This is a genomic window from Microbacterium sp. NPDC077184 (assembly GCF_040687055.1).
In the GTDB taxonomy this organism is placed as follows: Bacteria; Actinomycetota; Actinomycetes; order Actinomycetales; family Microbacteriaceae; genus Microbacterium.
The window spans coordinates 248648-271825 of the sequence record NZ_JBFBMM010000004.1 but is presented as its reverse complement, the minus strand read 5'-3'; the positions used below and the strand labels follow the sequence as shown (position 1 = coordinate 271825).

General features: G+C 64.6%; 26 protein-coding genes and 1 pseudogene. 15 read left to right on the top strand and 12 right to left on the bottom strand.

Annotated features, from left to right (window positions below):
- Nucleotides 1-125 precede the first annotated feature (125 nt).
- The 4 genes from AB0O93_RS10185 to AB0O93_RS10170 all read left to right on the top strand — a co-directional run bounded on the left by AB0O93_RS10185 (nt 126) and on the right by AB0O93_RS10170 (nt 2602).
- Complete coding sequence (locus AB0O93_RS10185) at nt 126-608, top strand: GyrI-like domain-containing protein (protein WP_138174566.1); 483 nt, start codon at nt 126-128, stop codon at nt 606-608.
- On the top strand, nt 595-1425 hold the full coding sequence (locus AB0O93_RS10180) for a TrmH family RNA methyltransferase (protein WP_212743493.1): 831 nt from the start codon (nt 595-597) through the stop codon (nt 1423-1425). Before AB0O93_RS10185 ends, AB0O93_RS10180 begins: the two co-directional genes overlap by 14 nt.
- Before the next feature lie 8 nt (nt 1426-1433).
- Nucleotides 1434-2180 carry an rRNA methyltransferase gene (locus AB0O93_RS10175; protein WP_175987716.1) on the top strand — a complete coding sequence of 249 codons (747 nt, stop codon included), beginning with the start codon at nt 1434-1436 and terminating at the stop codon, nt 2178-2180.
- Between the two features lie 185 nt (nt 2181-2365).
- Complete coding sequence (locus AB0O93_RS10170; protein ID WP_138173441.1) at nt 2366-2602, top strand: hypothetical protein; 237 nt, start codon at nt 2366-2368, stop codon at nt 2600-2602.
- 94 nt (nt 2603-2696) lie between these two features.
- Here the strand turns inward: AB0O93_RS10170 and AB0O93_RS10165 are convergent, their stop codons facing one another.
- The 8 genes and pseudogenes from AB0O93_RS10165 to AB0O93_RS10130 form a co-directional block, all read right to left on the bottom strand.
- Entirely contained in the window at nt 2697-3530 is an 834-nt protein-coding gene (locus AB0O93_RS10165; RefSeq protein WP_138173439.1) for an aldo/keto reductase, read from the bottom strand.
- Nucleotides 3531-3546: 16 nt separating this feature from the next.
- Nucleotides 3547-4059 (bottom strand): IclR family transcriptional regulator, encoded by a 513-nt coding sequence (locus AB0O93_RS10160; protein ID WP_363342979.1) that lies wholly within the window; start codon nt 4057-4059, stop codon nt 3547-3549.
- A gap of 75 nt (nt 4060-4134) precedes the next feature.
- Nucleotides 4135-4272 (bottom strand): annotated as a pseudogene (locus AB0O93_RS10155) (helix-turn-helix domain-containing protein); the annotation flags it as partial.
- 90 nt (nt 4273-4362) lie between these two features.
- Nucleotides 4363-5586: an FAD/NAD(P)-binding oxidoreductase gene (locus tag AB0O93_RS10150; protein ID WP_138173435.1), complete on the bottom strand. Its 1224-nt coding sequence runs from the start codon at nt 5584-5586 to the stop codon at nt 4363-4365.
- Nucleotide 5587: 1 nt separating this feature from the next.
- Nucleotides 5588-5782 carry a ferredoxin gene (locus AB0O93_RS10145; protein ID WP_005050734.1) on the bottom strand — a complete coding sequence of 65 codons (195 nt, stop codon included), beginning with the start codon at nt 5780-5782 and terminating at the stop codon, nt 5588-5590.
- A 14-nt stretch (nt 5783-5796) separates the two neighbouring features.
- Nucleotides 5797-6111: a hypothetical protein gene (locus AB0O93_RS10140; protein WP_138173433.1), complete on the bottom strand. Its 315-nt coding sequence runs from the start codon at nt 6109-6111 to the stop codon at nt 5797-5799.
- Nucleotides 6108-6701 carry a 3-phenylpropionate/cinnamic acid dioxygenase subunit beta gene (locus tag AB0O93_RS10135; protein ID WP_138173431.1) on the bottom strand — a complete coding sequence of 198 codons (594 nt, stop codon included), beginning with the start codon at nt 6699-6701 and terminating at the stop codon, nt 6108-6110. Before AB0O93_RS10135 ends, AB0O93_RS10140 begins: the two co-directional genes overlap by 4 nt.
- The gene (locus AB0O93_RS10130) at nt 6698-8092 is read right to left on the bottom strand and encodes an aromatic-ring-hydroxylating dioxygenase subunit alpha (protein WP_005050729.1); all 1395 of its coding nucleotides are present in this window, start codon (nt 8090-8092) and stop codon (nt 6698-6700) included. The genes AB0O93_RS10135 and AB0O93_RS10130 overlap by 4 nt, the downstream gene beginning before the upstream one ends.
- Before the next feature lie 145 nt (nt 8093-8237).
- Here AB0O93_RS10130 and AB0O93_RS10125 point away from each other — a divergent pair, with 145 nt between their 5' ends.
- On the top strand, nt 8238-8966 hold the full coding sequence (locus tag AB0O93_RS10125) for a class II aldolase/adducin family protein (protein ID WP_138173429.1): 729 nt from the start codon (nt 8238-8240) through the stop codon (nt 8964-8966).
- A gap of 51 nt (nt 8967-9017) precedes the next feature.
- On the opposite strand, the gene AB0O93_RS10120 is transcribed toward AB0O93_RS10125, so the two are convergent.
- The 3 genes from AB0O93_RS10120 to AB0O93_RS10110 all read right to left on the bottom strand — a co-directional run bounded on the left by AB0O93_RS10120 (nt 9018) and on the right by AB0O93_RS10110 (nt 11215).
- Nucleotides 9018-9848: an alpha/beta fold hydrolase gene (locus tag AB0O93_RS10120; RefSeq protein WP_289508574.1), complete on the bottom strand. Its 831-nt coding sequence runs from the start codon at nt 9846-9848 to the stop codon at nt 9018-9020.
- A gap of 80 nt (nt 9849-9928) precedes the next feature.
- Complete coding sequence (locus AB0O93_RS10115; protein ID WP_005050723.1) at nt 9929-10642, bottom strand: alpha/beta hydrolase; 714 nt, start codon at nt 10640-10642, stop codon at nt 9929-9931.
- A 420-nt stretch (nt 10643-11062) separates the two neighbouring features.
- On the bottom strand, nt 11063-11215 hold the full coding sequence (locus tag AB0O93_RS10110; RefSeq protein WP_212743478.1) for a LysE family transporter: 153 nt from the start codon (nt 11213-11215) through the stop codon (nt 11063-11065).
- Between the two features lie 584 nt (nt 11216-11799).
- Between AB0O93_RS10110 and AB0O93_RS10105 the strand changes: the two genes are divergently transcribed.
- The 5 genes from AB0O93_RS10105 (at nt 11800) to AB0O93_RS10085 (ending at nt 15983) form a co-directional block, all read left to right on the top strand.
- A complete protein-coding gene (locus AB0O93_RS10105; protein WP_005054599.1) occupies nt 11800-12756 on the top strand; it encodes a hypothetical protein in 957 nt (318 codons plus the stop codon).
- Nucleotides 12757-12827: 71 nt separating this feature from the next.
- Complete coding sequence (locus AB0O93_RS10100; RefSeq protein ID WP_292777019.1) at nt 12828-13265, top strand: hypothetical protein; 438 nt, start codon at nt 12828-12830, stop codon at nt 13263-13265.
- Nucleotides 13266-13278: 13 nt separating this feature from the next.
- Nucleotides 13279-14568: a ThiF family adenylyltransferase gene (locus tag AB0O93_RS10095; RefSeq protein ID WP_005054595.1), complete on the top strand. Its 1290-nt coding sequence runs from the start codon at nt 13279-13281 to the stop codon at nt 14566-14568.
- Nucleotides 14565-15086, top strand: coding sequence for a Mov34/MPN/PAD-1 family protein (locus AB0O93_RS10090; RefSeq protein WP_052323164.1), 522 nt, complete (start codon nt 14565-14567; stop codon nt 15084-15086). The genes AB0O93_RS10095 and AB0O93_RS10090 overlap by 4 nt, the downstream gene beginning before the upstream one ends.
- Before the next feature lie 165 nt (nt 15087-15251).
- Nucleotides 15252-15983: a DUF6602 domain-containing protein gene (locus AB0O93_RS10085; RefSeq protein ID WP_005054591.1), complete on the top strand. Its 732-nt coding sequence runs from the start codon at nt 15252-15254 to the stop codon at nt 15981-15983.
- Here AB0O93_RS10085 and AB0O93_RS10080 read toward each other — a convergent pair.
- Nucleotides 15980-16303 carry a hypothetical protein gene (locus tag AB0O93_RS10080; RefSeq protein WP_005054589.1) on the bottom strand — a complete coding sequence of 108 codons (324 nt, stop codon included), beginning with the start codon at nt 16301-16303 and terminating at the stop codon, nt 15980-15982. The two genes, AB0O93_RS10085 and AB0O93_RS10080, sit on opposite strands and share 4 nt — an antisense overlap.
- Nucleotides 16304-16635: 332 nt before the next feature.
- On the opposite strand from AB0O93_RS10080, the gene AB0O93_RS10075 reads away from it, so the two are divergent.
- From AB0O93_RS10075 to AB0O93_RS10055, 5 genes are read left to right on the top strand one after another with little or no spacing between them, the layout of a single operon-like run.
- Nucleotides 16636-17355 carry a TnsA-like heteromeric transposase endonuclease subunit gene (locus AB0O93_RS10075; RefSeq protein WP_005055286.1) on the top strand — a complete coding sequence of 240 codons (720 nt, stop codon included), beginning with the start codon at nt 16636-16638 and terminating at the stop codon, nt 17353-17355.
- Entirely contained in the window at nt 17289-19565 is a 2277-nt protein-coding gene (locus AB0O93_RS10070; RefSeq protein WP_135950170.1) for a DDE-type integrase/transposase/recombinase, read from the top strand. The genes AB0O93_RS10075 and AB0O93_RS10070 overlap by 67 nt, the downstream gene beginning before the upstream one ends.
- Complete coding sequence (locus AB0O93_RS10065; protein WP_005055282.1) at nt 19562-20722, top strand: TniB family NTP-binding protein; 1161 nt, start codon at nt 19562-19564, stop codon at nt 20720-20722. The genes AB0O93_RS10070 and AB0O93_RS10065 overlap by 4 nt, the downstream gene beginning before the upstream one ends.
- Entirely contained in the window at nt 20719-22962 is a 2244-nt protein-coding gene (locus AB0O93_RS10060; RefSeq protein WP_101305218.1) for a TniQ family protein, read from the top strand. Before AB0O93_RS10065 ends, AB0O93_RS10060 begins: the two co-directional genes overlap by 4 nt.
- Nucleotides 22959-23168 carry a hypothetical protein gene (locus AB0O93_RS10055; RefSeq protein ID WP_133177970.1) on the top strand — a complete coding sequence of 70 codons (210 nt, stop codon included), beginning with the start codon at nt 22959-22961 and terminating at the stop codon, nt 23166-23168. Before AB0O93_RS10060 ends, AB0O93_RS10055 begins: the two co-directional genes overlap by 4 nt.
- The last annotated feature ends 10 nt before the right edge of the window (nt 23169-23178 follow it).

The following is a 23178-nucleotide window of genomic DNA, read 5'->3' as shown; positions in this document are numbered from 1 at the left end:
CACCATCAGGCGTCCCGGGCGCCTTCACCCGACTTGATCGGTCTCCAATTGTCGGGCGCTGGACCCGGCGTGACGAACACCCTGGAAATCGTCTCGCACCACGAGAGTCCAAGCTGAAGGGAAGCATGTTAGACGCCCGTATCGTCGAGCGGACGGCCTTCCGCCTGATCGGTTACGCCGCGTGCGTCCCGGTCGTGTCGGAATTCCGGAATCCTCATGTCGAGGCACACATCACGGCGCTGTCTGCGGAGAACGTGGAGCGGCTCCGAGCACTGGGCTGCTCGGAGCCCTCGGGTCTGCTTCAGGTGAGTACGGAGGTCGACGCCGACTACGCAGTGAACAGTCGGTTCACGTTCATGGTCGGTGTCGCCCTCGATGCGGCTCCGCCCGCACCTGAGCGCCTCGATGTGATCGAGGTTCCTGCCGGCAAATGGGCGGTGTTCCGCACGGGCGCTCCTTTTGCGTCGGCCTGGATGGACATTGTCAGCGAGTGGTTTCCGTCACACCCGTGGCGCCTGCGTCCGGGGCCGTCGATCGTCACTGAGCGCCGACCAGGCGAGCAGCGCGCCGCAACCGCCGAGGTCTGGATTCCCGTTGAACGCGCGTAAGCCAACTCTGCGCGTCTCCCGGCCGAACGCAAGATTCCAACAGTGGGAAGCTCTGCTCCACAACCGCAACAAGCGCCAGCGGGCCGGCGAGTTCATCGTGCAGGGTGTGCGCCCCATCAGCCTCGCACTCGAGCGGGGCTGGCCGATCCGCGCAGTCCTCTATGACGCGGATCGGCCGCTGTCGCGGTGGGGTGCACAGGTTATCGAAGGATCAGGAGGCGAGCGGGTAGCCGTCGCGGCTCAGCTGCTGCATCAGTTGAGCGACCAAGACGACGGCTCCCCCGAGCTGATCGCCGTAGCCGCCGTGCCGGACGATCAGCTGTCTCGCATACCTATGGGGCCGTCGTTCCTCGGGATGGCATTCGACCGCCCCTCCCTGCCCGGCAACATCGGCACGATCATCCGTTCATTGGATGCCTTCGGCGGGTCGGGCCTGATCGTCACCGGACACGGCGCAGATCCGTACGACCCCAGAGCCGTCCGCGCCTCCACTGGGTCGCTGTTCGCGGTGCCGGTGATCCGACAACCATCTCATCAACCACTGGTGACCTGGGTACGGGAGCAACGCGCTGCGGGCATCCCCCTCACGATCGTCGGAACCGACGAGAACGGGTCCGACGACATCGCCGACGTGGATCTGACAGGCCCCGTCCTGCTCGCGATCGGCAATGAGAACGCCGGACTCAGCGCGGGATGGCGCGATGCGTGCGATGTCGTCGCACGCATCCCCATCGGCGGCGCCGCCAGCTCGCTGAACGCTGCCAACGCGGCATCGATCGCTCTCTACGAGGCCGCGCGCCAGCGCGGACGGGCATAGGCACGCGAATGGCCTACCGCTACGCCGTCACGCGAGAGAGTTACGCCGACCTCTCCGGCGGCGTGCTCCACTCTGCCCCCGGGTTCCCCGCCTTCCCCGCACGCCTCGCCAGCGAGATGTTCCAGCGAGCATTGGCGCTCACCCCGAACCCCACCGCCCAGGTATGGGATCCATGCTGCGGCAGCGGCCACCTCCTCACCACTCTCACACTCCTGCATAGAGACAGAATCACCAGCGTCCTCGGCTCCGACGTCGATCACGCGGCGCTGGAACTCGCCCGGAAGAACCTCGCCCTTCTGAGCAAGCACGGCATGACCGCCCGCGCGAATGAACTGCAGGCCCGCGCCGAGCGCCTGAGCAAACCCGCCTACCTCGATGCCGCCGCCGCTGCACAGCGACTCGCTCGCCGGCTCGCGTCAGGCGACGGCTCATTCGACTACAACATCGCACCAGCCGACGTCTTCGACCCCGCACAACTCCGGCGCGCGTTGAACGGGCGACGCCCCAATGTCGTGGTCACCGATATCCCCTACGGCGAGCAGACAGCGTGGCACGGACCGGATGCTGCACGAGGCCTCGACGGCATGCTGAATTCGCTGGAAGAGGTACTCGACGAGGGAACCGTGATCGCAGTGACGACCCGCGCCCGCAAGGTGCGCCTAACCGGCCCCCGGCGACCTCTCGCATGGTTCCGAATCGGAAGCCGAGCAGTCATCCTCTGCCGCATCGCCAGCCGACTCCAGCATCGAGTTTGAATCTTCCGTGTAGCTCGTCAGCATTGTTCCTTCGGGCAGAAAATTCGTGGGGCTGCATAGAGCCCGGTTACAGCGTTGAGCACTGTCTTGGTTCCGACCGTACTGGCCGGCGACGTTGTTGGAAGCTAGCAGCGATTATCGCCCAAGCACCATCGGACCACGGATCAGATCGGCTACGCAGCGAAGTGTTCTTCGTAAAGGATCCCCTCACGGCCGAAGCGGCGTTTGCAGATCTTCCCGAAATGCGCGAGGGCGTCGACGCGATGGCAATCGGGCCGGGTGTCCTGTACTTCTCGCGGGTAGCCGCGCAAGCGACCAAGACCCGCGTTCAGCGCGTACTCGCTATGCCGATGTTTCAACAGATGACAGTCCGAACCTGGCGCGTAACTACACGGCTGCTCGAACTGCTCGACAACGGTTAGCCTCCGCACGCATCCCGAAATTGATCGTTTCCGGATTCGACGTGATCGCTCGGCCCCTGAAACTTGAAACGCGATCGAGTCAGGGAGAAACGCGCTAATGTCCGTTCTCTTTTGAGTCGGAATCTCGTGCCGCTGATTCACCGCGATCGAGGTTCCTCAGCTCCGCAAGGTCGTCGTGAGTGAGGTTGAAATCGAAGATCTGCGCGTTCTCCCGCAGCTGTCTGGGGTCGTCCGCGCGCGGAATCGGGACGATGTTGTGCTGCACATGCCACCGCAACAACACCTGCGCGGGGGTGCGACCGACCCGGTCTGCGATGTCTACCACGACGGGATGTGTGAGCAAGGGGCCGCCGCGCCCGAGCGGACTCCAGGCCTCGGTCACGATGCCCCACCGCTTGTGCAGATCACGGATATCGTCGCGCGCCAGGTCGGCACTCAGTTGGATCTGGTTGACGTCGGGCACGCGTCCGGTAGCGGCGACGATCCGTTCCAGATGTGGTCGTTTGAAGTTTGAGACGCCGATCGCCCCGACCCGCCCCTGCTCGACGAGTCTTACAAGACCCCGCCAGGCCGCAACGTAGGTGTCGAGCCAAGGCACTGGCCAGTGAATGAGGAATAGATCGAGGTAGTCGAGCCCGGTCCGTCTGAGGCTCTCGTCATAGGCGCGCTGGACACCATCTACGCTGTGATTCTCCTTGTTGAACTTGCTGGTGACGAAGATCTCCTCGCGAGCGATCCCGCTCTCTCGGATCGCCGCGCCAACCGGGGCCTCGTTGAGGTACTTGTGAGACGTGTCGATCAGTCGATAGCCGATGTCGAGCGCCAGCGCGACCATCTCGTGCACCGCGTCGCCCTTGAGCGGCCACGTGCCGAGACCCAGACGCGGAATCGAGTGTCCGTGGAGGAGCGGGATCGGGGCGGGGTTCACTGGAGCACCCCCGTGATTAGCCCAACGCCTCGCTCAACCGCATCGAGGCGTCCTTGAGTGCTCGCCCGAAGGTCGCGACTTTCGAGACCGGAAGACGATGGACTGGGGCAGCGAGGTTGATGGCGAGATTGATGCCTGCTGAGTTCGCGACCGAGACTGCGACCGATGCCACACCGTCCTCGCTCTCCTCGCGGTTCGTCGAGTAGCCCTGGCGCCGAACGGTTTCGAGTTCCTTCTCGAGGTCCGCAAGGGACTGAACGGTATGCGAGGTCACCGCGGGGAGTGAGTCCGTTGGAAACAAGCGCCCGAGCTGTTCTGTCGGCAGGCTGGCAAGCATCGCCTTGCCGGTCGAGGTCGCGTACGCCGGGATCTCCCGTCCGAGGCGTGAGGCGACGCGGACTGCCGCCGCCGGCTCGGACGCCGCGATGAAGCGGACGTTCGCGCCTTCGAGGGTGCCGAGATGGCTCGTCTCGCCCATCGAGGAACTGAGATCCTCGAGGATCGGCTGCGCCAGGCGCGGAAGATCCATGCGCCGGAAAATTGAGAAGGCCACGCTCGTGAGTGTCGGACCCGGACCGTAGGTCTTCGTGCGCGGATCCTGACGGGCGAATCCGCGCCAGATGAGCATTGCGAGGATGCGGTGCGCCGTCGAAGACGCCACCCCGAGTTCGGCGCTGACGTCGGTCAGCCTTACCTCCGTACGCTCGCCAAGAAGGATGAGCAACCGCAGTGCGTTGTCCACTGACTCGATCGGGTATTGGGGCGCTACACCGTCGCCGGGCGATTTCTGCACAACAGAAATCGTATCGCCTTGTGGTCACGGGGACCATCCTCAGACCGCGGGCGTGACCGACCGCGCGCCGTCGCCGGTCAGGCGCGCCGCGACCTCGGCTCGATCGGTTCTCGTAGCCACCGCTCGCCGCGTGCTAACGAGCGCCCGCGGCCAGTTGACGACGAGCGCGCCGGTCAGTGAGTCGTCACTCTCCGAGTAAAGTACGGCGAAGCGCTGGTCCTCCTCGGACCCGATGATGACGATGTCGTCGGCGCCGGTGCGCCCGACCACCTGGATCTTCCAGTCGTACTGGTCGCTCCAGACATACTCGGTCGTGTCGTAGTCCTCGCAATCATCAGGGTGGACGATGTTGTGTGCGACGACGCGAGCCTGATCAACGGCATTGGTCCAATGTTCGAGGCGCAGCGAGACGTTGCGCGACGCACTCGCCCAACGTGCGATATCGCCGACGGCAAAGATCTCAGGATGCCCGATGGCCCGCAGCCCAGAGTCGCAGGTCACCCCGTTGTCGAGTTCGATGCCGGAACCCTCGAGCCACTCTGTGTTGACCACAGCTCCGATACCGACGAGAGCTGCATCGGCCTCGATGATCTCGCCGCCATCGAGCACCACGCGCACCCCGTCTGCCGTCTGTTCGACGCCTTCGACTGTCCTTCCGAAGTACTCCTCGACGCCCTCCTGGGCATACTTGCGGCTGAAGATCTGGCCGACTTCGGCATTGAGCACCCGCGACATCGGCGCCGGGAACGGGTCAACCATGCTGACCCGTACGCCCGCCGTGATCGCGGTTGCGGCAGCCTCCCCCCCGATGAAGCCTGCGCCGATGACCACAAGGTGCCGCGCTGTGGCCAGCTCATCCCGCAAGCGCTCGGCATCGCCGCTGGTACGCAGCAAGTGAATATGCTCACCTTCACCCCACGGAGAGCGACGGGCGCGTGACCCGGTGGCGATCACGAGTGTGTCGTATGAGACGGCTGTACCGTCCTCGAGCGTCACAACCTGGCCTTCGAGGTTGAGGGATGCCGCGGGCGTGCCGAAGATTGAGATGGCTCCGATCCCCCGCGTCTCGTGCTCGGAGAGAAGCTCGATCTCGTGTCGCGCCGTCTCACCGGTGAGGTACTTCTTCGAGAGCGGAGGTTTGTCGTAGGTGGGATGGCGTTCCTGGTCAATCAGGACGATCTCGCCCTCGAATCCCTCGCTTCGAAGGGCTTGGGCGGTCTTGAGCCCACCAACAGAGGCGCCGACGATGACGACCCGCGACACGTCAGTCCTCCACAACCAAGGCGGAGACGGGGCAGCTGCGCGCCGCCTCCTCTACTCGCTTGCGGTCACTGTCGGGCAGGTCCTCGCGCAGAACGATCACTAGGGCGTCGTCATCTAGGTCGAAGTAGTCGCCCGCGGCGACAACGCAATTGGCGTAGCCCTGGCAGGCGCTGCGGTCGGCGATGATCCGTGCCATCGGTCTCTCCTTTTCTACTGCGGTCGCATTTCGGGAAACATCGGCTGGTCAGGCCGCGCGATCATCTCGGAGAACGTCTGCGTGGTCTGCCAGGTCAGGGCCTCGAGTTCCATGGGGTCGATCGCGATCCACTGGCCAGTTTTCGGGGCGTCGATCAGTAGCCTCGTGCCGTTGTGAGTTTCCACGCGGCGCACTTCGATCTCCGAAAACTCGTTGGCGATGACGAGCGGCTCTCCGACGGTGCGGGCGACAAGACGCTCGCGCTCCGCCGCCGCAGCCGCCGCGGCATCACGATCGACGTCGGCACCCTCCCAGTCGAGGCCGCTCACAGGAAGATCGCCAGGTTCTGGGTGCGGAGCACCGACTCGTCCACCATGATCACCCGACGTGCCAACTGCAGGTCGTCACCGACGCGACGCAATACGTCCTCGCGGTGAGCGGAGATGATTGACGGCTCGTTGACGTCTCCCCGGCTGCGGAACAGCAGGACGGCGGAGTCGACGATGAGCTCGTCCTCGACCGAGGACAGGAACACACGCACGTTCGTCACGTAGTGACGCAGGCGTGAGGGAGGGTCCTCCGTCCAAGCGTGTTCAGTCAGGAATCGCGCGACCCGGCGGCTGAGCGAGTACTTATTCTCGTCCCAGTGCGACATCCCCCTCGCCGTCGTGAAGGAAGACCCGAGAGCCGTCGTCTGACGCACCGGCATGATGTAGTGAATATCCTCTGTAAGCGTCTCAAGCCAGTGCTCGTACCGTTGCTCGTCGAGGGTGTAAGCCTCTTCAATCAACCAACGATGCGCCTCGAGATGCAGTTCGTCGGAGAACAGTAGGGACCGCCCGACTCGATCGGCGCGCGTGGCGTGGGCGCCGAGAGGCGATTGCCCGGAAATCTGGACACCGGTCTCGGTGTTCATCATGCGGGTGCCTCCCCGTTGTTGGTGATGCCTGTACCGATGCTCGCGACCTGCACCTCGACTTCGTCATCGGTGTCGAGGTAGTCGGCCCAACGATCGAGCAGATGACGCTGGTTGTACTCGCCGTAACCAACGTGCGCGACGCCTGGACCGGCGAACTGTTCAGGCGTCAGCGCAGCGACGACCGGAGTGTCGTCTTTGAGAGTCCCCATCCGACTGTTGAGCAGGAGCCGTCGAGCCATCGAACCCTTGGCAGTCGTGGTCAGCGAGACCCAGTTCTCGACATCGTCCTGCTCGAACATTCCCGTGCTACCGAAGCACATAAGGTAGGCCTTGTACGAGAGCTCCTTGAACTCCTCCGGCGCCTCGGCATCGACCGCGAACCAGGAGTAGACCTCCGTCTCGTTCTCGCTAATGGGCTGCCACGAACGGATCGAGATGAAGGGCAGCACGTCGTCCCCGTCCTCCACCTTCGGCCAGTTGTGCACGAAACTCATGTTCGGGAAGAGCGATGCCGCTGAGATCATAAACCCGTCACGGCCAATCACATCGAGCTGCTCAGGCGACCATTGCTCCTTCATCCGCTCGATCATCGCGTCGGGATATCCGACGTAGCGCAGCCGCTCCTCGAGGCTGCCCGGCGGGAGCTTGTAGGTCGTGCCGCCGCCGTTGCCGGCCCAGTACGTGTTGCCGTCCTTGCGCTTCTCCGCCTTCGGCTCACGGAACAACCCGATCTCGACGACCGAGGTGTGGGTCTGGGGCGTGTGATACATGTCGCCGGCGAAGTTCTCGGCGCCGATCTTCCAGTTCGCGTTGACGCGCCACCGCTGCGGGCCACGCAGCTCGATGCCCTTGGCGCTCTGCCCGGTGTAGTAGTCGAGGTAGAACGCGAAGTCGCCGATGTATTCCCGCAGGGTCGGCGCGTTCGGGTCCATGCTGATGAAGATCAGACCGTTGTATGTGTCCAGGTTCGGCGCCGGGAGCAGTCGTGCACCCTTCTTGTTGAACCCTGCCTCACCCCCGTAGGCCTCCTCGTGGAACGGGAGGCCCATAATCCGGCCGTCGTTGCGGTATGACCACCCGTGGTAGGGGCAACGGAAGTGGGAGGCGTTGCCGACCTCGGCGCGGCATACCTGCATCCCGCGGTGCAGGCACATGTTGAAGTGCGCCCGAATCTCACCACTCTCGTCGCGCACGACGATAAACGAGTCGTCGAGCACATGCCGCACCACGTAGTCACCGGGCTGAGGGATCTCGGATTCATGTCCGACGAAAATCCACGCGCGGCTGAAGAGCTTGCTCTTCTCCTGCTCGAAGATCTCCTCGTCGTTATAGATGTGCGCCGGGATCATGCCGCGCCGCACGTCCTCGAAGATTGTCGTCTTGCTCGCCATTGGGCCGCTGCTTCCTGATGTCAGAGTCCTATTCCGCGCCTTGAAGATGATGTCGGTCGAGACCGGTTTTCTTTAAGACAGAATCTGATTCTGCTAGATTTTCCAGGAATTCGCAATCGGAGATCACGCCTCGAAGGAGAAGTGGATGATGAACGACTACGTCGACGAACGCATGCTCGTCGCCAATGCTTGCCGCGTGCTCGCGGTCCGGGGGCTCGTGGACGACATCCTCGGGCACGTCAGCCTGCGGGTCGACGACGACACCGTCCTCATCCGAGCCCGCGGACCGCAGGAGCGAGGGCTGCGTTTCACCACCGCCGACGACATCCTCGCCGTGCCCCTCGAGGGATCGTTCGAGCTCGCCGGCGGGTACCGGGCGCCGAACGAGCTGTCTCTGCATCTTGAGCTGCTGCGCCGCAATCCTGCGGCCCGATCCGTCGTCCACGCGCATCCGCCGGCTGTCGTCGCGTTCTCGCTAACCGGACGGACACTGCTACCGATTGTCGGTGCCTTCAACATCCCCGCTATGCGGATGGCGCGCGACGGCATCCCCGCGCACCCCTCGTCTGCGCTGATCCGCAACCACGCACGCGCGACGGCCATGGCGGACGATTTCGGCACGCGGCCGGTCGGCATCCTGCGCGGTCACGGCCTCACGGCCGTCGGCGAGAGCGTCCCGCAGGCCGTCATCCGCGCGATCAATGTCGACAGCCTCGCTCGCGTGCACCTCGCCGTTCTGCAGGCAGGGGCCGAGCCTATACCGATCGATGACAACGACCTCGCCGACCTGCCCGACCTGGGTGACGCATTCAACGACGGGCATCTCTGGCGATTCCTGCTGCAGGAACTTGCTGAGCAACGGCTCCTGCTGTAGTCAGGCCATCACAGATGTCCGGAGCCCGGGTCGCGATCAACTGCACCATCCTCACCGCCGCGGGCGTACATTTGGACCGAGCCACTCCGTCACCAGGTTGAGCACCGCATCGCTGTTCGACTCCTGCATCAGCATGTGGCCGTTGCCAGCCACGTTCGCTGCCGTCAACGCGACGAACCTGACATCGCCGCCCCGCTCGGCGAGCCAGTCTGCAGTCGCGCGGTCCGACTCGATCGGATGATCGGTGTCGTGGGTACCGACCATCACGAGGGTCGGTAGGCCGTCCAACTCCCTGTCGCCGATGTGGACCTGCGCACCGCGGACGTTCTGCCGCTCGAGGAGGAGCCCGGCTGGGATTGGCACCAGCTGTGAACGGAGCTCGTCCAGGTGACCGGGTGGGAACTGCTCGCTCGCACCGACCAGCTTCGCCTCGATGAACTCTGGTCCGGGATGCCACCAGCCGCGACGGGGAAGCCTCCAGGTGAGCGGGCGTCCCTGGACGACGATGTGATCGGCGTCCTCTTCCAGCACGGCGGGCTCGGGCTGGATATCCCCGGGGGGAGCGGGCGCCAGCGCGACTAGGGCGATCAGTGAATCCCGATGGTGGAAAGCGACCCGATAGCCGAAAGCGGCGGACATGGAGTGGACCACGAGGACAACCGGGCCGCCGAGCGCAGCGATTAGCTCCACGATCGCGCCGGCGACCGCCGCCCCATCCAGCGGCGTGTCGGGGTCCCATGCGCCGCCAGCCGACAACCCAGGCCACGTCATCACGACCGCGCGGTATCCGGCCTCGGCGAGACGGGGCGCCCACCCGGGTCGCCCGCCGATCGCTCGACTCCAGCCATCGGGGCCCACCCCCCCGCCGTGAACGAGCAGCACCGTCGCACGGGCGGGGCCGCCGGGCAGCCATTCGGCGTAAGCGACGGTCCCAGCGGAAGTCGCGAAAGAGCGAAACGTCGTCACGACATGACGGAGACGATGGCTGCTGCCAGTTCCACAGGGCGCGTCAACATTGCCTGGTGGCTCCCCGGCGAGCTCGCGGTCGTGGGGTTCGTGAGCCGGTCTGCTGATGCGCGGTACAACTCCTGCGGCACAGCCCGATCCTCTTGCAGGAAGATGTAGCCGCTCGGCACGTCACCGGTGCCGGCCGTCCGAAGACGGATCGGCTCGTCGAGCCAACCGCCAGGCGACGGCACCAGACGAGGCTCGACCTGCGCGTGAAGCTCCTCCGATCCGTCCTGCAAGAAAGCCGTCATGAATAGCTGCGGCGGGATCGGCACGCTCTGGTCGGGCGAGGACGCGGCTGTGCCACGGGCGAAATTCGCCAACTCGGCGGGGAGGATCGCATTGATCGACTCGCCGTCGGCGAGTACCCACGCGTCGATGAAGATCGCCTGCTCCACCTGCTCCGGCATCGCCTCAGCTACGAGTTGGATGAGCGGGCCGCCGCCACTGTGGCCGACTACGACGAACCGGTCCCACCCCTTGTCGGCGATCCGGCCGATGAGATTGTCCGCCATGGTCGAGAGCGTGACACCTGCACGGTCGTCGTTGTCACCGTGACCCTGCAAGGTTGGGGCCCATACCTCGTGGCCTGCCTTCGTGAGCTCAGCGACAACGCCGTCCCACGCCCAACCACCCTGCCAACCTCCATGAACCAAGACGATGCGCATTCTGGAACTCCTTTGTTCACCGACGGCGGGTTCCGTCGGATGGAATCCCACTCTACCTAGCAGAATCTGTGCAGAACAACAGTCCTGTTCAATCCCTTCAGAAAGGGTCATTCGTACTCGTCGAGCTTCCGGAGGACGGTCTATCTGAGCGGCGTCTCACGGAGGTCCTGCAGCATGATCGCCCGGTTCAGGGGCGAGATGCATTGCGGGACCTCTCTGGCCAGCGTGACCGCCACTGCGCCGAGCGGGGTGCCGGATCCATGTGAGTCGCGTCGACACGAATCCGGAGATTGTGCCGGCGCCCAGCACGATGAGGGAGTTGACGATCATCCTGACGATGATCTGAACTCCGCCGAGAACGAATCCCTGAGCGGTCGTGTTTCCCTGCCCGTGATCTATGAACTGCGGGATGATCGCGAGTTACATGACAGCGGCCTTGGGGTTGAGCAGGTTGGTGACGAGCCCCATCCGGAACAGCTTCGACCGGGAGTCGCGCGCGTGGGATTGTGTCTCGAATAGCCCGTTGCCGCCGGGGCGCAGGGTTGCGGACGCCAGCCACGCGAGATAGAGCACTCCAGCGGCTGTCCCGGTCCAGCTCACCTTGACAGGGCTCTCAGGGGTGAGTGCTCGACCGGACGATCCCCCGCGGACTCGCCATGGAGCCACGGCCAAGGAATGCGGAGATCGAGGACGCCGGTCGCGCTGAGCAACACCGGGATGAGGAGAAGAGTGAGCCGCCCCGTCGGCGATCGCCCTCGCCTCTGAACGGCGCGGCTGCTCACTCGTTAACACACTCTAGGTCGATCTGCCTGCCGCAAGCGGGCATCTGAGTTGAGTCGGACCAACTGTAGGAAAATGCCATTTCGCGTGGAATCCTGGCCCTGAAACCGTTGCCAACTACCGTGGAATCGCGAGGGGTTCATGCCATCTCGAGCGGGAACCCACACTGACTGTAGGTTCTCGGCGAAGATGGCGGATTCTCAGATGAAGTGGCGGACAAATGGCGGATCCGCCATGTTCCTGAGAACGCTGCATGTAGTCGGACGTGAGGGCGCCGAGTATGCGGGACGAGAGACGGCGACTCTTCCGCAAGATGTCCGAGGTCGGCCGTACGCTGAATCAGCGCCCGCACCCGGGCCGCTGGGGAGAGGTGCTCCATGACGGTTCTCGAGTCTTTCGCTACCCTGCAGTCGGTTGTCGACGCGGATGTGAAGGTCGTGCAGATTGCCCGTGACCGTCGCGACACCTTCACGTCCGCGTTGCTGACCGCGCCGGATGTGAAGGTGGTGTGGGGGTCGGGTTCGCTCGCCCGCAGTACCCAGCTGCAGCCGGTGCATGATGTGGATCTCGTGGTCGAGTTCGATCAGGACGAGCACCCGGACTGGGGCGAGGACGGGGGCTCTGCCGAAGAGGCGATCGAGCGTTGCCATGATCTGGTGAACGATCTCCTCTCCGTGTCCCACGGATCGCGCGCGCAGCTGGTGCGCCTGATCCGCACCGCCGACCGCAATCGCGCCGCGAAGTGTTTCGTCGATCCGCCGGAGCAGGACAACGCGTTCACTGTCGATGTGATGCCAGCGTTGCGACGTCCGGACGGGATCCTGATCCCGTTCAAGAAGGAGGAGCGCTGGTCGCTCGCAGACCCTGAGTACCTCATCAACGAGGTCGCACGGCGGCAGCAGGACTGGTCGTTGTTTCGCCCGCTGGTCCGGGTCCTCAAGTACTGGTCGCGTCAGCATGAAGATGTGACCGGCACGGTCAAGTCGCTCGTGATGGAGGTTCTCGCGTTGGACTGCCTGTCGGTGAGCAACAACCGACCCGAGGCGTTGAAGAACTTCTTCGTCAACGCCTCGACGCACTCCTTGCGCGTTGAAGATCCCGCGGAGCTCTCCGGGTTGATCCAGCCGAGTCTGGACGTGGCCGGTCTGCGCAGGTCCCTAGAGGATGCAGCAGCTGACGCCGTCGCGGCGCTTCGGGCCGTCGCCTCCAATGATCAGCCGGCCGCGACACGTCACTGGCAGTCCGTCTTCGGGACTGCGTTCCCGCTCGTACTGCCTCCCGGTGGAGCGGGAGAGACTGGGCCGCGTCCGGTTCGCGATTCCCCGCAGGGCTGACCTTGATCCTCCGCAGCTGGTGGGAGGATGACCCGGGTCGTCTCGCGCAGGAGATCGACGACATCGGTTCGGTGGCCCCCGCCCTCGAGTGGACGCCCGAAGGTGCCGGTCACTTCAGCGGCGCACTCCCGGTATGGCCATTCACACGACCCGAACCAGCCGGGCTGTCAAACCTCGTCGACCAGCCGCTGCGCGCGCGGGTCGCGTACGGGCACGGCTTCCCCGCGGTCCCACCAATCCTCTACCCTTTGGAACCGCAGCCCGACGTCACCCTGCGAAGCTTCACCCAGTACCACGTGCTCCCCAATGGCGGCCTCTGCCTGCTCCGTGATGCCGACCAGTGGGACCTCTTCTCGCGGACCAGCGATCTGATCCTGAAAGCGTCGGGATGGATGATCGAGTTCGCCCTGTTTCAGCGCGGCAAGATCCCGAACATGACAGTCAACGGCATCGTCACCGACGAGCAACTCGATCACTTGATCACCGCGACCGCGGAAGAGACAGCGTGACCGAGCACAGCGCATGAGTGGCGAGAACTGGCTGGTGCTGTTGCCCACCGAAGCGATGGAGGTCATCGACAAGTCGTACGCGTGGGGCAATCTCACCTGCCGTCTGTCCGCACCGGACAAGGCCGCCATAGTCGTCGCCCTCTCGAACGAAGACTCGGACCTCGTCCATCTCACGGAGGATCCCGACCACTTCCTCACGGTCGCCGACTTCAATCGCGTCGGCCACTGGTACCGAGTGCCGGCGGACGCCGCGTTTTGCGCGTACCTTCTCACCCACCAACACGCGACAATGCCCTTCGACGCCTTCCAGACCCTCGTCCCGCAGGCGATCGCACCGCTTCCCGGCCAATGGCACATCGCCGTGACCTTCTGTCCCGACCCTCCGGAGATCCGCGATGGGGAACGGCTTCCGGCCTGGTCGGCGTGGACGATCTCGAACGACACCGTCCGCCCCATTTCTTTGGACATCCAGGACGGAACCCAGCATGTGACCGCCCTTGGAAGCCTCTGGCCAACCAGCCTCCTCTCGACCTCGCGGGCGCTCCTGCTAGGCGCCGGCAGCATCGGAGGAGCCGCAGCCGAAGCACTCGCAAGCTACGGAGTTGGCCACATCGACCTGGTCGATCCTGACAAGATCCTCTTCCACAACGTTCCCCGGCACGTCCTCGCTGCCGCGAGCGTTGGAATGTCCAAAGTGGATGGATTAAAGGCATCCCTGAACAGGCAGTGGCCGGAAAGCAACATCAGCCCATGGCCCATCGACCTCACCGCCAACGCCAACATCACCCGACCCCTGATTGACGCCGCCGACATCATCATCTGCACCGTCGACGGAGTCGAACCCCGACGCGTCGCAAACTACCTTGCACGCCGTGCGGGCAAACCGATTGTGTTCGCCTGCGTCCTCGCCGACGGCAGATACGGAGAGATTCTGCGCATCCGTGCACTGCCCGAGGTCGGATGCCTCGACTGTCAGCGTCGATACATGCGCGACAACGGAATGATCGATCCCGAACCGAGCCTGGACCGAGGCTACGGGGACGGCACCCGACACAACCCGATGACCGCAATAGGTGGAGACCTTCACCTCGTTGGGAGCATCGCAGCGAAAGTCGCCGTCGCGACTCTCTTGCAAAACGCCGGTGAAGTCGATCAGACCCTCACCGATGACAACCTCGTCATCGCCCTCCGCCCATCACCCGGCTACGCCGCCCCCTTCGATGCGCGACGAGCACTCCACCCGCACTGGTCCTCCGCGACGCCCCCTTACCCGGACTGCCCCGCATGCCATCGCCACCCGTGAGCTGGACCGTCGGTATCACCCAGGGTGCGCTCACATCGATCAGAACGATCATCGCGAGAAGCGACCCCACGCTCGAAACCGGCGGTGCACTCTTCGGACACGAAAACGCCCTCGTCATTACATCCGCCTCCGCACCCGGTCCGAACGCCGTCCACCAACCCGGCTACTTCCTCCGTGACCTCGAATACACCCAACTCGCCGCGGACCGCGCCCACAAGGTCGACCGCTCACAATGGATCGGAGAATGGCACACCCATCCCAACGGTCCGCCAGAACCCAGCCCGCTGGATCTCAACACCTACATCTCCCACCTCGTCGACTTGGAACTTCGCTTCCATCGATTCATCGCGCTTATTGGGTCACCGAATCCCCGCCCGCACCTGAGCGTATGGGTGCTCGCGCAATCGCCAGACGGCATCGAACTCCACCGTGCCGCGCTCGCACTCACAGCAACCGATCAGGGCTCGCGGAACCAGATGCCACCCGGCGAAGCCACTGAAGTCCAACATCGAAGTTGAGGTTTCACCAGTACCGGCCGCTGCCCACATCATTGCTGACCGCTATGCGCGACGGGTAGAACTACGTCGTGGACCTACACAAAGCGCGTGGCGTCCGAACACGAACATTCGACACCATCCCCGCGGGCGATCTCCCAGCCGCGTCCATTGAAAGCGAGACCACCCATGTCCGAACCGTTCGACCTTGCCAAGGCATATACGGCGAAGCAGGACCACATGCTCACAGGGCTGGGGCTCATGCCGCAGTTCACAGATCATCCCGGCACCAAGGGTGACGCCACCGAGGAGCAATGGGTCAGCGTGCTCCGGGAGTTTCTTCCCCAGCGATACGGGGTCGGGCCAATCTTCGCAATCGACTCCCTCGGGCAACAGAGCGGACAGATCGACATTGCGATCTTCGATCGACAGTACTCGCCCCTTTTTTTCGAGCAGGGCGACGTCCGCTTCGTGCCGGTCGAGAGCTTGTACGCCGTTTGTGAGGTGAAGCCCAGAATGAACAAGGAGAACCTCGACTACGCCCGGGACAAGGTCGCCAGCGTTCGCCGACTTCACCGCACCTCAGCGGAGATCCGGCATGCAGGCGGTACGTATCCAGCTCAGGATCCGGAAGCCAAGCCGATCCTGGGTGTCTTTCTCAGCACGGATCTTGATTGGGGAGATATCCGCGGTGCTGCAGCTGTGGGCTCGATCACCGAGCCTCAGCCCACGGGGCTCGATCTCGGCATTGCTGTCCGAGGAGGCGCCTTCGATCAGACTGACGGGGTCGCGTACTCCCCAGGAGGACAGGAACTGATCTGGTTCGCGACGCGTCTGTATCGCGCACTTTCCCGGCTGGGAACAGCTCTAGCAATCGATCTGGATGCCTATTACGTTCCGCTGCAGTCCCCAGGCAGTTAGGAAGCCGTGCGCTCGGCCGATGCGGCTTCCCGGTCGGCGGCGTAGCGTCGCGCGGCTTCCCACCAGTAGTTGTCACGGATCCGGTAGAGCAGGGTCCGCTCTCCGGGCACGCGTCCGACGAACTCAAGGAAGTGTGCGTCGCGGAGCTTGTGGATCAGTGGGTGGACGATGCTCCCCAACAGTCCAGTCGCTTCGACGATCTGCTTGGGAGAGAAGGTGTCGCCTTCGAGGGCGGCGATCTCTATGACGACAGCGTTCATGTAGCTGTTGCCGAAGAACAGCCGCGACTCCGCTGGTGCGATCGGCTCCACTATCGTCATGCCCCGAGTTTCGCATACGTCACCGACGTCCGGCACGTGCGCGAGGTGATTCCGAGGCGACTTCCTTCCCGGTGTTGTCTATCTGACGTACACAACTTGATTCTGGTCGTTTCGAGAGTACAGTGAATGTGACATTCACTAGAACGTACGTCACGTAGTACGTAATTGACCGATTCGCAAGAGCAACTCGGTATGACGTGTGTTACGTATTCGTGGTGGTTTCGTGCATGGATGCACGCGTGTGTGGGCGCCCATGATGGCGACATGTTCACAAACCGCCGGACCGCAGGGGCTGGTTCGTTTCCGTTGTCGTACCAGGGAGCGTCGGGGCTGTGACCGGGCTGGCGTCGACGGTTCAGATTCGCAGGTCAGACGATCACGTCGATGTCATCGCCTTGAATGATGTTCGTCTTCGTCAGTTCGATACCGCGGTGCCGTGGCGGGAGTTTCGTTGGTACCGCAAGCAGCGACACTTCTCCGGCTCGTACTGGTCGGCGACGATGGAGGCCCCGGTGGGGTACGAGTCGCGGTTGGAGTATGTGAACCTGCTGCTGGCCGACTTCGACCCGCGGGTGGTGTGGATCCTCTCGCAGCCGTTTCTGCTCGACGGCGATGATCGCGGCACGCGCCGCAAGCACGTCCCGGATTACCTGTTCGTCCACGCCGATGAGTCGGGGTGCGTGGTTGATGTGAAGCCGGCTGAGAAGTTGTCACGCCCGAAAGTGCGCGATTCTCTGGGATGGTCGCGGCGCGTGATCGAGGGGCACGGCTGGGAGTACCGGGTGCAATCCGAGCCCGATCCTGTCGTGCTGGCGAACGTGCGGTTCCTCGCCGGGTATAGGCGGCGCTTCCAGTTCCTCGAGTCCGAAGTCGATGGCGCAGCAGAGTTGCTATCCACTCCGGTCACATTCGGCGAAGCGGTGCGAGCTGTCACGGCGATCACTGCCGATCCGCGATTGGCTCGGTCCGTTGTGTTGCACCTGATGTGGACGCGGCGCCTGCACACGGACCTCACCCGCGTGCTCGACATCACCAGCCTCCTGGAGACATGAGTGTCGAGCGCGACGATCCACACACCCGCAGATCAACGAGAAGGGAAACGCGTCCGATGAAGAACACCTGGAAGGTCAGCCCGGGGGCCCAGATTGCCTACGACGGAAAGATGTGCACGGTCGCGGAGATCGGTGATGGCGCCGTCATCGTCCGCACCGCGGATGGGCGCACTCGCCGTCTCCGCATGATCGATGTGCTGCAACCGGAGTCGGAAGGCGGCAGAGTGCACGTGCCAGGCAGGGTGGGCGACGACGAGCAGACGCAACCTTTGATGCTTGTCTGGTCGGACGCAACCCAGTCCGCTCAGGCGGGTGCTCACCATCGGGCGGATCACGTCCGTGAGGTGCTCACGGGATACCGGTCGGGCAGTCGTGAGGTCGCCCGAGAGGGCGAGCCACGACTGGAGTACCACCCGCAACGGCCGCTCCGAGAGCGACAGAAGGCCAAGGCCAAAGAGCTCGACATAGGCCTACGGACCCTGGAGCGATGGGTCTCCCGGTATCGAGACACCGGGGAAGCGGGTCTCATCGATACCCGGATGTCACGGACGGGTGCGGCACTGACAAACTTCGACCCGCGGTGGGTTGACGCCGCGCGAACGATACTCGATGAGCAGGACGATCAGTCCAAGGTGCAGAAGAAGATCATCCTCGCCCGGATCCGCGCACGCATCGAGAGACTTCACGGCCCCGACGTCGTCACATTCCCGTCCACCGCCAGCGCATACCGGGGCTTGGACGAGCTCACCCGCGGACGAGGCACTTTCGCGGGTTCCACGAAGGCAAAGAGATCGATCGCGAACCGGCCCGCCGCTCCCTACGGACGGTTGACCGCGTCACGTCCCGGTGAGTTCGTACTTCTTGACACCACCCCACTGAATGTGTTCGCCGTCGCTCCGGTGACGGGCAAGTGGGTCTGCGCGGACCTCACGGTCGCGATCGATCTCTACTCACGGTGCATTCTCGGGCTGCGCTTGACGCCAGGATCGACCAAGTCCATCGACGTGTCCGGTGTTCTCGTCGAAGCGATGCTGCCGTTCGACCTACCGGGCAGTTGGGATACCGCCGCTCGTGTCCCGTATCACGGCGTGCCTGACACGGTGCTCGTCGACCCCACCCGAACCGATGTCGCCCGTTTCACACGCGCCGGCATCTTGCCCGAGACGATCGTCGTGGACCACGGTCGCCCTTTCCTCTCCGAGCATGTCACCACCGCGTGCGCCCGACTGGGCATATCAATCCAGCCAGCCCGTATCTACCAGCCCACCGACAAGAGCCCGGTGGAGCGCTTCTTTCGCACTCTCGACTCTCTCCTGCAGGAGCTCCCCGGCTACAAGGGTGCGGACGTGTCGGGTCGTGGGGACGATGTTGAGGGTGAGGCGGTGTATACGGTTCCGCAGTTGGAGCAGATCATCCGCGAGTGGATCGCGACGGTCTATCACCTCCGCCCGCATGAGTCGCTCGCCGATCCCAGCCTCCCGGGTGTGAAGTTGAGTCCGGCGCAGAAGTATGACCAGGGGCTCGCTGTCGCGGGTTCGCTGCGGATGCCGACGGACCGGAATGTGCTGTTGGAGCTGCTGCCGGTGGTGAAGCGTCAGTTCAACCACTATGGGGTGGAGATTCACAATCTTCGCTACACGGGGGATTCGGTGGCGAAGTACCGCAACCGGGCCCGGTCGATCCACCGGGACACGGGCACGGAGTGGCCGTTCGTGGTGAACCCGGACGACCTGACGAAGATCTACTTCCACGACCCGGAGGATCACACCTGGCACACCCTGGAGTGGGAGCACAAGGACGCGTTCGACACCCCGTTCAGTTTGGACGCGTTGGAGTATGCGAAGAAGATTGCGATCCGGCAGGGCCGCCCCTCGCAGGTCGATGATGTTGCCGCGCAGTTGCTCGAGGACTGGGGCGCGGGCCGAGGGTTGACACCGTCGGAGCGGCGGATGAGCGCCCGGATGGCGGCCCGCCTGGATGAGAAGAACCCCGATCCGGAAGGGGTGTGGTCGTTGCGGACGGTGCAACGGATGCTGGACGCAGAACTCACGGCCGGGTCGGACCTGGCGACGGAGCTGACCGGCGGGGTGAGGGATCCGAGGACACGGGTCGATGTGCCGGAGACCGGAGATGATGACGACGAGGACGACATCGACGAGCCCACCATCCGTGGCGACTACCGCTTCGAGCCGATGGAGATGCTCCGATGACAACCACCCAGCCCCAGCCGCAGGCGGGAGCACGGCAGCGGAGCCTGTCCACCTACGAGGGGTGGAACGACTTCGCAGAACGCCCAGCCCGGACCCGTCCGGACACCCTCACGCTGAAGCGGCTGGCGGCGCTATCCACGCAGGAGCGTGTCGGGTATGACTTGGCGCGGCGTCAGTGGCACGCGAACATCCTGCTGCGCACCCGACAGGTGCAGGAGATCGAGTTGCAACTCGGCGACATCCTGGACTCGAACCTGCAAGACGCCGACCGGGTGAAGTCAGCGGCGGCGATCGACGCGCCGCCGGCGCTCGGGAAGTCCACGGTGGTGAACAACTTCGGTCGAGTGTTCCACCAGCAGCGGATCGCGGAGGCCGGGGAGTGGCTGGATCAGGACCGGGACGTGCGGCACCTGCCGGTGTGTCATGTGACGTTGACGGGCCGGCCGACGATCAAGGGTCTGCACATGATGATCCTCGGGTTCTACGCCCACCCCGCCACCGCCGGGATCCTGCACCGCTCGATGGCGGGTAGAGATCTTGCCCGGGCAGCCGCGGAGTGCATCGAACGCCACGACACGCGCCTGGTGATCGTTGATGATCTCCACTTCCTGCGGATGAATACCCGTGACGGGGTAGAGGTCGCGAACCAGTTGAAGTGGCTCTCGAATGAATACAACGCCACGTTCCTGTTCGCCGGTGTCGCCCTCCGCAAGCGGGGACTCGTCGGGGAGGGCCAGACCGGCGAAGGCGCAGCAATGGCGCAGACCTTCCGACGGTGGACAGTCCTCAGCCTGGAACCTTTCACCCTCGCCCACAAACGCGGCCGCGATGAATGGGACCGGCTGCTGTTCGGCATCGACCAGGCCCTCGTGCTGACCGACGGGAGAGACGGGATGCTCGTCGACCTCTCGCGGTACCTGTTCGCCCGCACGACCGGGAACATCGGGTCGCTGATGGACCTGATCCGCCGCGGCGCATCGCGCGCAATCCGCACCGGCAGGGAACGCATCGATCGGGAGCTGCTCGATGATATTCGCATCGACGAGGGCGCCGAGACGGAACGTCGTGAGCTGGAGGCGAAGCTGGAACGGCAGCTTCGAAGCCAGAGAGCGGGCCGCCGCCGAAAGACCCAGGGTGGCGAGGTGGCAGCCGCATGACCGGCAAGGCCGCGACGCGTTCCGACGAGGTGCGGGTGCTGCCGTTTCGGGTGCGGCCACTGCCGGATGAGCCGTTCGATTCCTGGCTGGAGAAGATGGCGGCCACCTATGGGGCGACGATGAACGAGATGGCATGCGCGCTCGGTCTCATCGAGCAGGAGAAGGGTTTGGCTGTATCGGCGACCGCGTGGATGGCGGACAAGTGGGCCACAACCCTCACCGAGGAGCAGGCTGCCCGGCTTGAGGCTTCCACGGGCATCCCTGCCGATCAGTTTCACGAGATGACGAGGATGCGCTTCGCCCGTCACGCGATCCGCTATACCCGGCAGGGTCGGATCAGCGCGCAATGCCCGGCTGCAGGGACCGCGGGACGATACTGCCCGGAATGCCTGGTCGATTCGGGTGGACGGTGGCGGATGTCGTGGCAGTTCCCGTTCGGGTTCGCCTGTGCCCGCCACCGCCGCCTTCTCGTGGATCGGTGCCAGACCTGTGATCTTCCTGCCCGACACCGCGCTCACCCGCTCGCACTTGTTCCCGTTCCCGGGCGTTGCCACAATCCCGTGCGGGGTCCGGGGAGGGGTCCGCAGGCCAACCGGTGTCGCGCGGACCTCACCGAGGACCGGACCCGCACGCCGGTGCCGCAGGCGGTGCTGGATGCGCAACGGGCGATGATGCGCATCGTCTCCACCGGTCAGGCGCAGTTCGGGATCTATGCTGATGCACCGCAGCCGGCCGTGCCTGTGTTGGAAGACATTCGGCTACTGTCCCGCACCGCGCGGGACGCAATCGTCGGCGGTCACAGCATCGACGCGAGCCCGCTGGGCCGGGAGCTCATTGGGCTGTTCGAGATGAGCGAGGACTGGACGAGGGCGATCCGGGCGCGACCAGACTCTGCCGTCGGGGCCGCTGTCGGCACCACCCTCGGTCACCGCGCACTGACCAATCCGGCCGCGATCATCTCCCTGCTGCAGGGGCGGCTGGCGCACAGCACGTCGTACACCGCGCACACACCACAACTACAGACCCTGATCGCGGCCGCGCTGGGTCGCCGCCGCCGCCCCACCGTGTTTCTGCAGTCCGCACCGCCGTCGGGCGTCAGCCCGGAAGAGCGAGCACGGAAAGTGCCGGCACAGTTGTGGGGGGACTGGATCGCCCAGTACGCCCCACTGCGGGTCGACAACGAGATCGCCGCGTCCGCGCTGGCAGCAGCGGTCGTGTTTACCGGCACGAGGCTCACACACTCCGCCGCGCTCGCGCTGCTCGATCCGCACGCACCGTCACGGCAGGTGACGCACGTGATGCGTGAGCTGGGCCGCAGCACTCACCACGTGACGACCCTGCACGCGGTCCTCCGCCTGGCAGCTCTATTGGACACGCAAGACGTGCCCATCGACTACGCCCGCCGCCGCCACCTCGACTACACCGATCTCCTGCCCGAATCACAGTGGGGGCAGCTCTGCCGGGACGCGGGCGTGTCCCCAGGGAGCGGACGACGCTGGGAGTTGGCGCGCGCAGCCCTGTACCAAGAACTCTCCGGGAACCCGCTGCGTGCGATGCCTACGGCGTGGCACACGACCAGGGCGAGCCCGCCCGCCGTAGCCCGCTTCGTAGAGGAGCTCCCGCCGGCGGTGCGGGCGGCGCTCGATCAGATCGCCGCAGAGTTCCTCGTCGCCAACGGCATTCAGGAGCCCGTCACCTGGACACCCGAACCCACCCCTCAGCTCCCGGAAGTCGGACCCCAGATCGCGCCGTCGTGGCCGCCCATCCGGCCGGCACGAGCGACAGCGACAGAAGCCATGCCACCAGACCGGCTGACGCAGGTGTACGCGGCGGGAGCTTCCACCTACACGATCGCCGCAGACACGAGGGTGTCTCGGCAGACAGTGGGTCGCATTCTCGCCGACGCGGGCACCCGGACTCGAAGGGGACGACCCCGCACCTTCGACCTCGACCCCCGTTGGCTCCGCGATCACTATGAAACGAAGCACTGGACCATCGCACAGATCGCGCAGCTCGCCGGCTGTAGCGAGATGACCATCAACCGGCATTTGCATAGCGCCGGCATCCCGGTCCGCCCACGCGGGGCGCGCATCAACGGGTCTACCTCGGACGCAGGCAGGCAACGATCTGACCCGCCCGCCCCGCGGGGCCCATCACAGGCTCACGGACTCCGTCGCAGCACTCCCGTCGAGCCATCGACGAATACTCGAATTCCAGACACGCGAAGGACGTCGGCATGACGCAGAAGAAACGAACTTCCAGTCGGCTGCGGCACGACGCGCGGGAACGCGTGAAGGTGACAGGAGAGAAGTACACCACGGCGCTGAAGGCAGTCATGGATGCGGGTTCATCCAGCAGCCGAGCTGGAGGACGAGATCAGGGCGAGGAGCCTGCGGGTCCCGCCGACACGCAACGCGCACCCGACGACACCCGTGACCGGAGCTGAGTCCGGGGTG